This is a genomic window from Calidithermus chliarophilus DSM 9957 (assembly GCF_000430045.1).
Taxonomy (GTDB): domain Bacteria; phylum Deinococcota; class Deinococci; order Deinococcales; family Thermaceae; genus Calidithermus; species Calidithermus chliarophilus.
Window position 1 is genome coordinate 71,939 of sequence record NZ_KE387028.1, and the last position, 10,868, is coordinate 82,806.

General features: G+C 68.6%; 12 protein-coding genes. 7 read left to right on the forward strand and 5 right to left on the reverse strand.

Annotation, left to right across the window (positions count from 1 at the left end):
* Nucleotides 1-197 precede the first annotated feature (197 nt).
* Nucleotides 198-1,517, forward strand: coding sequence for a metallophosphoesterase family protein (locus MEICH_RS27515; protein ID WP_051304430.1), 1,320 nt, complete (start codon nt 198-200; stop codon nt 1,515-1,517).
* A 1-nt stretch (nt 1,518) separates the two neighbouring features.
* On the forward strand, nt 1,519-3,378 hold the full coding sequence (locus MEICH_RS0121820) for an STAND family AAA ATPase (RefSeq protein WP_027894372.1): 1,860 nt from the start codon (nt 1,519-1,521) through the stop codon (nt 3,376-3,378).
* A 288-nt stretch (nt 3,379-3,666) separates the two neighbouring features.
* Here the strand turns inward: MEICH_RS0121820 and MEICH_RS0121825 are convergent, their stop codons facing one another.
* The 3 genes from MEICH_RS0121825 to MEICH_RS0121835 all read right to left on the reverse strand — a co-directional run bounded on the left by MEICH_RS0121825 (nt 3,667) and on the right by MEICH_RS0121835 (nt 5,214).
* Nucleotides 3,667-4,014 (reverse strand): hypothetical protein, encoded by a 348-nt coding sequence (locus tag MEICH_RS0121825; RefSeq protein ID WP_169730727.1) that lies wholly within the window; start codon nt 4,012-4,014, stop codon nt 3,667-3,669.
* 336 nt (nt 4,015-4,350) lie between these two features.
* On the reverse strand, nt 4,351-4,785 hold the full coding sequence (locus tag MEICH_RS0121830; protein ID WP_027894374.1) for a DUF2227 family putative metal-binding protein: 435 nt from the start codon (nt 4,783-4,785) through the stop codon (nt 4,351-4,353).
* A gap of 6 nt (nt 4,786-4,791) precedes the next feature.
* Nucleotides 4,792-5,214, reverse strand: a complete 423-nt coding sequence (locus MEICH_RS0121835; RefSeq protein WP_027894375.1) for a hypothetical protein — start codon at nt 5,212-5,214, stop codon at nt 4,792-4,794.
* A 420-nt stretch (nt 5,215-5,634) separates the two neighbouring features.
* Here MEICH_RS0121835 and MEICH_RS0121840 point away from each other — a divergent pair, with 420 nt between their 5' ends.
* Both MEICH_RS0121840 and MEICH_RS0121845 read left to right on the forward strand, forming a co-directional pair.
* Nucleotides 5,635-6,267: a hypothetical protein gene (locus MEICH_RS0121840; protein WP_157202969.1), complete on the forward strand. Its 633-nt coding sequence runs from the start codon at nt 5,635-5,637 to the stop codon at nt 6,265-6,267.
* Nucleotides 6,251-6,664: a ribbon-helix-helix domain-containing protein gene (locus tag MEICH_RS0121845; protein ID WP_027894377.1), complete on the forward strand. Its 414-nt coding sequence runs from the start codon at nt 6,251-6,253 to the stop codon at nt 6,662-6,664. The genes MEICH_RS0121840 and MEICH_RS0121845 overlap by 17 nt, the downstream gene beginning before the upstream one ends.
* A gap of 83 nt (nt 6,665-6,747) precedes the next feature.
* On the opposite strand, the gene MEICH_RS0121850 is transcribed toward MEICH_RS0121845, so the two are convergent.
* Nucleotides 6,748-7,476 (reverse strand): hypothetical protein, encoded by a 729-nt coding sequence (locus MEICH_RS0121850; protein ID WP_036219991.1) that lies wholly within the window; start codon nt 7,474-7,476, stop codon nt 6,748-6,750.
* The gene (locus MEICH_RS0121855) at nt 7,476-7,946 is read right to left on the reverse strand and encodes a hypothetical protein (RefSeq protein WP_157202970.1); all 471 of its coding nucleotides are present in this window, start codon (nt 7,944-7,946) and stop codon (nt 7,476-7,478) included. Before MEICH_RS0121855 ends, MEICH_RS0121850 begins: the two co-directional genes overlap by 1 nt.
* A gap of 159 nt (nt 7,947-8,105) precedes the next feature.
* On the opposite strand from MEICH_RS0121855, the gene MEICH_RS0121860 reads away from it, so the two are divergent.
* The 3 genes from MEICH_RS0121860 to MEICH_RS26490 all read left to right on the forward strand — a co-directional run.
* Complete coding sequence (locus MEICH_RS0121860; protein WP_027894380.1) at nt 8,106-10,058, forward strand: ATP-dependent helicase; 1,953 nt, start codon at nt 8,106-8,108, stop codon at nt 10,056-10,058.
* Nucleotides 10,059-10,132: 74 nt separating this feature from the next.
* Complete coding sequence (locus tag MEICH_RS0121865; protein ID WP_027894381.1) at nt 10,133-10,462, forward strand: hypothetical protein; 330 nt, start codon at nt 10,133-10,135, stop codon at nt 10,460-10,462.
* Nucleotides 10,463-10,507: 45 nt separating this feature from the next.
* On the forward strand, nt 10,508-10,868 hold a 361-nt coding region (locus MEICH_RS26490; protein WP_036219992.1), incomplete at its 3' end, for a hypothetical protein.

The window sequence follows — 10,868 nt, forward strand, 5'->3', positions numbered from 1 at the left end:
GAGGGCGGTAGGGCTGATGTGCCTACGGAGCGTAATCCAGAGCCTCTTGCATCTCAAGAAGCAGCCGGTGTTGTGCTCGGTCAGGAGGTTCTCAGCCAGCCCTCAAGCTCTGTTGAGGTTGATTCAAGGATTGTGATAAAAGCCTGCCTCAAGGGGTGTCGAACCCGTGGTGACAACCGCCTACCGTAGAATGGTTCGTGTTACCTCAACACCTTGAATCCCCACTCGCGTTCATCATCCAGCTGAGCGACATCCATCTCCATCACTCAAAACCGAACCCCGTTCTAGATCGGGCTGCCCGGATCGTGGATGCCATCCGGGGGATTGAGCCCGGGCGGGCACGGCAGTGCGTGCTGCTGGTGACCGGCGACGTAGCCTTCAGCGGCAAGCCGGAGGAGTACCGGCTGGCGTCGGATTTTTTGGCAGGCCTCCGGCAACGTCTTGAGTCAGAGACCGACAACCCCGTCGAGGTCATCCTAATTCCAGGCAACCACGACTGCGACTTCGCTTTCGACTCTAAGGCCCGCGGTTTGCTTCGGGATGCAAGCCTCAATTGTGGGGACGCCGATGCCTCGGTCGTGGACATCGCGACCAATGTGCAGAGCGCTTTCTTCGAGTTTCGTTCAACTTTCGCTAAGGGCGCATGCCCTCAAGGCTTGGAGCGCCTGTTCCAAACCGTAGAGATCCCGGTCGCAGGCGGCAGGCTTTACGTGAACGCCTATAACACCGCGTGGCTGTCCACCTTGAGCGAAAAGCCGGGAGAACTCTTCATGCCGGTCACGCGGCTGACGCCTCCTGACCAGCGTGACGGACTGGTGGTCAGCGTCTTCCACCACCCGTACGGTTGGCTCGAGCCGAACAATGCCCGCGACTTTCGTAACCTCATTGAGCGCACCTCCGATTTTGCCCTGACCGGCCATGAGCACGTCCCCGGGGTGCGGGACGTGAGCAACCGGGACGGGTCAACCCAGCACTACATCGAGGGCGGGGTGCTACAGGACAATGATGACCCTGCCCAGAGCTGGTTCCACGTGATCGTCCTCGACCTGCTTAACAACCAGCACAAGACGGTGACCCTGACCTGGAACGGGGAGCGCTACTCCACCTCCTGTGAGGACGCTTGGTCCAGCATCCCCTGGAATTCCTTGCGGCAGCGTAGGGAGTTCCAGTTCCAGCAGGGCTACGCCGAGGAGCTCGACCACAGTGACTTCCGCTTCAGTACCGCCCGGCGGCAATTCTCTCTCAGCGACCTCTTCCTCTACCCCGAACTGACGGTGTCATCGCCCCGGGACCAGGCCAGACGCATCGACCCGAAGCTGGGCAAGCCGGAGGCCACCCGGGTCCGGTCGGGGCAATTCCTCGACTTCATTCGCGAACACCGCAAGGTCATGCTCTACGGACCAGAGAAGTCCGGCAAGACCACCCTGAGCAAGCGCCTGCAGGTGGAGCTGTACGAAGCCGGGATGGTCCCCGTTCGGCTGGACGTGAGTCGCCTCAAGGACCTGCAGCCTGTATAAAGTGTGGAAAGCCGTCGAGAAGATATTCGAAGAGCAGTACGACAAGGGCACCGAGGCCTACCGCCAGCTACCGGAGGAGAAGCGGGCCTTCATCGTGGATAACTTCCACTCGGAGGTTCTCGACTACCGGCAGAAGGAAGCGCTGGTGGAGCAATTGACGAAGCTAGGCGATTATATCGTGCTGTTCAGCGGGGACGAACTCGCTGTTGACGAGTTCGTCATCGCCCGGAGCCTGAAGCCTTTGCTGGAGTTCAAGCGCTGCGAGATCCAGCCGTTCGGTTACTCCCTCCGCTCACAGCTCATCCGGCGCTGGTACGCCACCTCCGACGCCTATACCAGTGACGTGGCAGCCCTCCGTCGGAAGTGTCTGCAGGTGGAGCAGTTCGTGAACAACATGCTCGGCGCCCAGCTGATCACCCCGTACCCCTTCGCCGTGCTGATCATCCTGCAGCAGATCGAGACCAGCCTGGGGCACGATATCACCTCGGCCTCCTACAGCGCTTTCTGCGAGCTGTACGTCAAACAACAACTGGCCCTGATGAGCGAGGTGACGAGGATTGAGCTGGGCACTTTCGGGGCGGTGCTGGAGGAGCTCGCCTACCGGCTGTACGACAGCGGGCAGCGCACGATCTCCCGGCCGGCCTTCGAGGCACTGGTCGCCGAGTACAGCAGGTCCAAGCTGATCAAGGTTGACCCGCAGCGGCTGATCGACGCCCTGCAGTCTCGCGGTTTCCTCCGCAACATCGCCTCAGGCGTTGAGTTTTTGTACAACTATCAGTTCCACTACTTCACCGCCGCCCACGTCGACTCCTTGCTCAAAACAGACCCGGACAAGGGCCGCGAGGTGGTGGCAGGGCTGGTGGAGAACCTGCACCTTGAGAACAACGCCAACATCCTTGTGCTGCTGGGTCATCTGTCTAAGGATCCCCGAATCATGCGGGCGGTCCTCGAGAATGCACGGAGCCTTCTCGGAACTCAACAAGCCTGCGACTTCGACCGGAGCACGGAGTTCGTGGCCCGCCTGACGGATCGGGTACCTCAGCTGGTGTTCCGGGACGGTGACCCTGAGGCCAACCACACCGAGAAGCTCAAGCTCCACGACGCCCGGGCAGAGGGCGACCAGGAAGCTCGGACGACCGCCGAGACCCTGGCCCAACCCGACCCCGAGCGCTACGACCACTCCGTGGATGAGATCGACGAAACCCTGCGCAACTTCATCACCCTGAACAGGGTGTCGAAGACGGTGGACGTCATGGGTCAGATGCTGCGCAGCTACGCCGGCAGCATCGACGGTGAGACCAAGGTCCGGGCGATGCGCGAGTGCTACGACCTGACCATGCGGGGGCTGGGCCTCCTCTACACCCTTATCGAAAACAACCTCGAGGAGGCCGTGCAGTTCGTGGGTGAGTTGTTCTTAGAGCGGCTGCCCACCTGGAAAAGCCTCGAGAAGCGCGAGCTCGAGGAGCGGGCCCGGCATTTCATCTTCAACCTCTGTACGGCGCTAGCCCAGGCTTTTCTCCAGCGGCTCACCAACGCCGTGGGCGCCCAAAACTTGGAGCTGGTTTTCAACAGCCTGCTGGAGGACGCACCGGTGTCTTATCATCTGATCGACTACTGTATCCGCACTTGGGCGCTCGACCAGGTGGACATCCACCGGGTGAGGGAGCTCAAGAAGCTGACCCGCAGCAAGCTCCTCGCCTACACCCTGCTGATGCGGCTCACCCTCACCCACTTCTACCTCTATCATGTAGACCCGCGGAAAGCGCAGCAGATCTGCGCGGAGCTCGGCATCGAGTACCGCGCCGCTATGCTTGCCGACCTTCGGGGAAGAGACCAAAAGCGCAACCCGCACCGCGGCTGACCTCCGGAGGCTCGGGATTGGGGCTTATCTTGCTGACCAGAGTCGTCGCATAAACCCAACCCTCCTGCATGTCACGTGCTAGTGCTCAGCTCCAAGGACGAGGCCGAGAGCATGCCCAGCGACCTGGAGGGCGCGGCCGCCTACCTGGCCAAGCCGGCGCGCCTCGAGGCGGTCGACCGCCTCACCCGGGGGGCGGAAGCCCCCTCCGCCCGGTGGGGAGGGCACGGGCGCTGCGCGCGGCTGCGGGGCCTGGTTCACGTTCACCCCAGCCCGAAGAGGGCCTCTCCCTCAGTGACGGCCGCGGGGCCCGCCGGGCCGGTCGCCCCCGGCCCTCCCGCCATACTGGCGCAGGAAGCGCGCGCCCTTCTCGGTGACCTCGGCGTCGCCCCTGGCCCGCAGCTCGCGCATGTGCCGGGCCACCTCCTCCGGCCGGGCGGCCTGCGACGGGGTCTCATTGCCCCAGTTGTCGATCCAGAAGAAGCCGTCGGCCCGGTAGTGCAGCCCGAGCCCCTCGCCCGAGCGCAGGAACATCAGCAGCCCGTAGGGCACGCCCGCGGAGTCCTGCCGCGCTGTGCGGTGCGGCGCCGGGGGCAGCGGGGGCGGCGGTCTGGGGGGCTGGCGCTCGTCGAAGCGCACCCAGCTGGTACTTCAGCCACCGGTGCTCCTCGCTCTCCCCCGCCCCGTAGGGGCACGCCGAGGCCCCCTGCACGTGGTAGAAGTGCCAGCGCCGCCGCAGGGGGAAGCGCGGGCGCAGGGGCCGGCCGCAGTGCTTGCACACGTACTCGCCCGCGCGCAGCTCCTCCTTGTGGGCCGCGTCCCCCCCTCGCTGCAGGTGGGCGAAGAGCAGGTTGACCTCGGCCGGGGGCTGGCGGCGGGCGTCGAGCGCGGTGAACATCCCTGGAGCCAGTATAGTGCGCAAAACCGCCGCCCCCGGGCCACACCACGCCCCGGCGCCGGCGGGCCCGGTGCCCACTACAGGCGCCGCAGGGGGATGCCGTCAAGGGCCAGGTGGAGCCACTGCGAGGCGTAGTACCCCGCCAGGGACCCCCACAGCAGGGCGGGCTCGAGGCCCTCCAGCCACCCGCGCAGCGGCAGCAGCAGCGGGCTCAGGTACAGCAGGCGGCTGAGGGGCCCCAGCACCCAGTGGTGGGCCAGGCCGCGGTGGCGGAAGAGCAGCCCGTAGGGCAGCCACACCAGCTTCAGCGGCCCCCAGCGCCGGGCGGCGAGGACCGGGTAGCGGGGGAAGTTGTCGAGGTCGGGGGTGACCCAGAAAGTCCCCAGCGCGTAGCCCAGCGCCGCCCCCAGCCACAGCGGCTCGCGCCAGTCCAGGCCGAGGGCGCTGCCCGCCAAGGCAGCGCCCTCGCCGAACAGCAGGTTGGCTCGCTCGTGGACCTCGCCCGCCGGCATCGCGACCTACACCGCCGGCGCGCTGGCCAGCGCGCCGGGGAGGCTGAGGGGGTCACTGACGAAGCTCACCCCCTCCAGCACCCCTCGTACCACCAGCCCGTCCCAGCGCCCGGCGTACAGCAGCAGGGGCTGGGCCCAGTGCAGCCGCGCCCCCTGCAGGCTGGCCAGGTCGGCGGCGTAGATCTGGTCGCTGGACCCGCGCCGCCGCAGGTCGTGCAGCAGCCCGGGGGGCGGCTCGAGGAGCAGCGGCTCGTGCAGGCTCCACACCAGGTAGTCGGCCCCGGTGCGCCGGAAGACCTGCTGCGCCTGGCGCTCGTAGCCGTGGTAGGCCTTGAGCGAGCCCAGCAGCAGCACGCCCTCGCGGGGGCCCTCCCCGCCGGAGAACTGCACCCGCACGGCGCCCTGGTAGCGGTTGAGGATCACGGACATGGCGACCTCCTATCTCCTATGCTTCTTATATATATCACCAAGCTCGGGAAGGGGCAAGGGCGAAGGACGATCCCCTGTCGGGACGCCGCCGCCTACCGCAGACGAGCATGCCGCCGGAGGCGGCGGCGAGTCCCCGCGCGGCGGGAGGCCCGTGCACCAGCTTGACGATTTCCCCGTGCCTGTGCTAGCCTCCAGCTAGCTCACGGGAGGTCGTGAGCCGTACCACCGAAAGGTGGACCTCCTATCACGAATCGCCGCCCTGAACAAGGGCGGTGGTTCGTTTTTCCCGGATAGGGGGCCAGCCAGGGTACGGCCCGCGTCCCTCGGGCCACCTGAGCGAAGCCTTAAGGTTCCTTCATGCCCGAAGGCATATGATGCTACAGTGAACGTTGATAGGGAAAAGGAAAAGGAATAGGGAGGATGCCGAGGAAGTACCTGTACCATGACCCCGCCTGGTTGCGCCGCGAGCTCAAAAAGCATCGCAGCATCAGGGTGCTCTGCCAGATGCACGGCTTCAAGCCGGCCACGGTGATCGACTACCTCGCGCGCCACCCCGAGGTCAAAGCCCAGGTCGCCGACCTGCTCCTGCCCTCCCCTCCGGGTCCGGGCAAGGGGACGCCGGAGCGCGCCCGCCTGGCCTCGCTGCGCCGCCACAAGCAGGACTGGACGGTGGAGGAGCTGCGCGAGCAGAACCTGCCGCTGTACTGGAACCACGGCTGGCTGCTCGAGCAGCTGCGACAGCTGCGCTCGGTCGAGGAGGTCGCGCGCCAGCACGGCTACAAGCCGCTCACGCTGCAGTCCTACGTCTTCCGCCACCCCGAGCTGCGCCGCGCGGTGGAGGAGCTGCGGCTGGAGCGGCGGGAGAAGCTGCAGGGGGTGCACCTGCGGCTGCCAGGGGAGCTTTCCGAGCGGCTGGCCCAGGACCCGCGCTCGAAGATCGGCCTGGTGGAGAAGGCGGCCCGGTGGAAAATGAGCCAGACCCAGAAACAGGACCAGAACCCTACTCGCGAAGCACAAGAAGCGCAGGAGGCACAGGATGAACAGCAAGGATAAGTACAACCTCATCCGCTTGGGGCGGAAGGTCTTCCCGACCCGCCCGCACTGGGAGCTCGAGGCCCTGCAGGCCCAGGGCCTGCCGCTGTACTGGAACAAGGAGTGGCTGGCGGGTGAACTGCGGCGCCTGGGCTCGGCACGCCGGCTGGCCCAGGAGTGGGGCTACCCCTGGGGCGAGGTCGCCCGCTTCGCGCGCCAGTTCGGCCTGACCGCCCCCGGGCACCGGCCCTGGAAGGCCACCTTCGTCATGCTGGACAAGGACCTCGTCAAGGAGATGGACCAGGCCTCCAAGGCCGCCGGCGTCTCGCGCAACCGCTGGATCGTGCAGGCGCTGGAGGAGTACCTCGCCCACGAGGACGCGGCCAAGGCGCAGGGCGGGTCCCGGCTGACCAACTGACCCCCCCACGACCCCTAAAAGACTGAAGGGGCCCGGTGGGCCCCTTTTCGCGTGCTGTGCCTGTGTCCGCGGCCCGGCTAGACCTAGACCCCCGCCAGCAGCCCGGCGACCAGCCGGTCGTAGGCCTCCTCGAAGCCCGGCGGGGCCGCCTCGAAAAGGCTGGCCCGCCGGGGCGGCTGGCTGTAGATGAGGCGCTGGCCCGGCAGGGCGGTGAAGCTCAGGCTGTCCCCCTGAACCACCAGCTCCCCGTGCAGCGGCAAGGCCAGCAGGCGCTCCAGGCGCCCGGGGGGGATCGGGCTGTCGGCCTCCACCCACCACTGCCCGCGCCGCTCGAACCAGCGGCGGAGGACGGCGTGGTAGGCCTGGGGCCCCGCGCGCACTGCGCCCCAGCCCCCCTTCAGGCCCAGCTCACGCAGCGCGCCGCGCAGTGGCCCGCTGGTCTCGTGGGGCACCCCGCGCAGGTGGAAGATCTGGCGGTCGGCGGCCTCGCCCGGCCGACCGCCCAGCGCCACCGCCGCCCGGAAGCCTTCGGGGGTCCAGGCCCAGCCGAGGTAGGCCCGGCACGGGGTGCGGGCGCCGGCCAGCCTCGTCGGGAGCCGCCCACGGCGGCCCTCCCCCGCGCGCTGGACCAACCAGAGCCCGGCGGTGCAGTCGGCCAGGGCCCGCTCGAAGGGCTCGGCCCGGGGGAGCAGCCGCTCGAAGGCCTCGCGGGGGCCGCCCACGGGGAACAGCTCCCACACCGCCGCCTCGAGCACCTCCCGCGCCGCGGCGGGCGCGGTGACGTGGGGGTCAGGGGGGACGACGACGTGCATCACGCCCTCCCCGCCTCCCGCACGGCCATCCGGGAACCCTCGCCCCGCGCGCCGTCCCCGGCGACGGGAGGCCCGTACACCAAGGGGTCCAGCAGCCGCCAGGCGCCCGCGCCCTCCAGGGCGGCGGGGTCGTAGTAGACCCAGCGGTCGCCGGGCTGGGCCGGGGGAAGCGCCTCCACCGCGCGCACCGGGCTGTGCGCCCAGCGCCTGCGCAGGGCGGAGGAGTCGAAGCCCACCAGCACCACCTCCTGCCGGCTGTAGAGCCGGGAGAGGGCCTCGAGGTTGGCCCCCACCGCCACCCCACGGCCCGCCAGCCCCTCGGGGGCCTGCCGGAGCACGAACAGCCGCTTCACCTGCCGCCCCTTCCGGCGGCTCTGCCGCAGGAATTGCAGCGTCAGGGCGGTGAAGCGCTCGCGCACCACCTCCGGGGGCTCCTCGGGGTGTACCTGTTGTCTCGGTTGTCTCGTCATGTCTGCCTCCTATCAGGGATTAGTATATCTATTCCATCCGGTGCTTTCGGCATCCCCGGCCGAGGCGCTGCCGGGGGAGCTCCAGGACCACAACCCCCACCGACCGCCCCGCGGGGGCGGTTATTGTTGCTATACTTGCTCTTGATAGGAGGTAAAGGCATGAACCAACAAGAGCAGGCCATGCGGCACCTCGAGGGACCGGCCCTGGTCTTCGCCGGCGCGGGGGCGGGCAAGACCCGCACCCTCACCCACCGGGTCAAGCACCTCGTCGAGGCGGGGGTAGACCCCTACGGCATCACCCTGGTGACCTTCACCAACAAGGCCGCCGGGGAGATGAAGGAGCGCATCGCGCGCCTGCTGGAGGCCCCCCTGGCCGAGGCGGTGTGGGTCGGCACCTTCCACCGCTTCTGCCTGCAGGCGCTGCAGGTCTACGGCAGCGAGGTCGGCGTGACGCAGGTGCGGGTGCTGGACGCTACCGAGCAGCAGCGGCTGGCCGAGCGCCTCATCGAGGCCCTCTTCCCCAAGCGCAAGCCCGACGGCTTCACGGCCCGCGCCGCGCTGGGCGCGGTGAGCCGGGCGGCCAACAGCGGCTGGGACGACGTGCAGCTGGCGACGATGTACGCCGACCTCACCGAGAAGATCGTCAACTTCCGGTGGGCCTACGCCGACGCCAAGAAGGAGCTGGGCGTGCTGGACTACGACGACCTGCTGCTGCAGGGGGTGAGGCTGTTCAAGCTGAGCCACTCCGCGGCGGCCATGGCGCGGCGGCGCTGCGTGCAGCTGATGGTCGACGAGTTCCAGGACACCAACGCGGTGCAGCTGGAGCTGGTGCGGGCCATCGCCCCCGGGGCCAGCCCCAACCTGATGGTCGTGGGCGACCCCGACCAGTCCATCTACGGGTGGCGCGGGGCCGATTTCCGCACCATCCTGCGCTTCCGGCAGCTCTACCCCACGGCCAGGGTCTACGGGCTGTACGCCAACTACCGCTCGCAGGCCCACGTGGTCCGGCTGGCCAACCAGGTGATCCGGGGCAACCGCGAGCGCAAGCCCGAGGAGCAGCTCCCGGTGCGCGAGGCCGGCGAGCCGCCGCTGCTGGTCAAGGCCCAGACCCGCGAGGAGGAGGCGCGCTTCGTGGCCGACGCCGTGGCCTTCAGCCACGAGCAGGGCGTGCCCTACGAGGAGATGGCCGTGCTGATGCGGGCCAACTTCCTCTCCCTCGAGGTCGAGCGGGCGCTGCGGGAGCGCAAGATCCCCTACCAGCTCGTGGCCACCAGCTCCTTCTACGAGCGGCGCGAGGTCCAGCTGGTCCTCACTGCCCTCAAGGCCCTGCTGCAGCCGGATCCGCTCAACGTGGGCTTTTTGGTCGAGGAGCTCGTCGAGGGCGCGGGCGCGGCGGGGGTGAGCAAGGTGCTCGAGGAGGGCAGGGTCCGCGGGCTCGGCCCGCTGGAGGCCTTCTGCGACCCCGCCTGCCTCAAGGGCCTGCGCACCGAGCAGGCCCGGCAGGACGCCCGCCACCTGGCCTCGGCCCTGCGCTGCCACGCTCCCTACATCCACACCGCCCCCCCGCGGGAGGTGCTGGAGGAGCTGCTGGAGGGCATCGGTTTCGCCGCCTTCCTGGCGCGCGAGGCCGACGGGTCGGCGGAGGCCCTCCTCAGCCGCGAGCGCAACGTCGAAGCCCTGCTGGAGCAGGTCCAGCGCTGGCGGGAGAAGAACCCCGACGCGCCGCTGGGCGACCTGCTGAGCGCGCTGTCGCTGGAGGCCGTCGAGAGCGCCCCCGAAGGCCGCGGGGTGCGGCTCATGACCGTGCACGCCTCGAAGGGCATGGAGTTCAGCGTGGTCTTCCTCTTCGGCTTCAACCAGGGGGTCTTCCCCCTGCGCAAGGCCCAGGACGACCTCGAGGCCCTAGAGGAGGAGCGCCGGCTGTTCTACGTGGCGGTGACGCGCGCCAAGGAGCGGCTGTTCCTGTCGTGCTCGCTCAAGAGCCCCAAGGGCGCCCAAAGCCCCTCGCCCTTCCTCGCCGAGGTGCAGCTCGAGCAGCTCGACTACGACCCCGCCCTCGGCTTCCACGGCCGCGGCGCCACCCGCGCCGCGGCGGCGCTGTTGAGCCTGTAGGGCATAGCCACAGCCTGGAGCAGCCCCCGGTCAAATGACCGGGGGCTCTTTCCGTGGGTGGCATAATACAGGCTATGTCCAGCATGCCCAGCCTATGGAAGAAAGTCCTGGAAGCCGCCGACGAAAACTTGGTCCGGGAACTGGTCCACAGCCTCAAGGCCGAGGAGGCCGAGGCGATCTGCGGGCGAGGGATCGCGGCCGTCGCGGCCTACGCCCTTCCCCGCGCCGAGCCGCCCGACCTGCTGGCCTTCCTGGAGATGGACGCCCGCCCGGCGGTGCTGTGGCGCGGGGAGGAGCGGGTGATGGAGGGGGAGCTGCTGGAGATCGCCCTCCACGTCGAGGAGCACCCCGACCCCGGCTACCGCCTGGAGCTGGTCCGGGAGGCCGAACCCGTTGCCCGCTGAGGGGTGCTGAGGTAAGCTGGAACGGACACGGAATCAGGAGGCCCCATGACCTACCACGTTTCCCGTATTCAGTTCCAGGACACCGTTTACGACGACCCTCAGGGCCAACCCAGCTACGTCGCCATCACCCGCGACGACGAGCTGGTGTGCCTGGTCTGCCCCTACGAGGGCAGCACCCCGGCCGACCTCGAGTACGCCCGGCAGCTCGCGCTGCGCCTGGAGCTGACCCACGGCGTGCCCACCGACGTGCTCGAGGCGCTCGCGGAGCGGAAATTCACCCAGTACGAGCGCAACCGCATGCTCGAGGCACTGCGGAGCTTCGTGTCCCTCGCGCTGCGCACGTCCCGCGTGCCCACCCGCCACCTGCGCCCGGGCGAGGAGCTGCCGGCCGGCGCCGGCCGGCGCC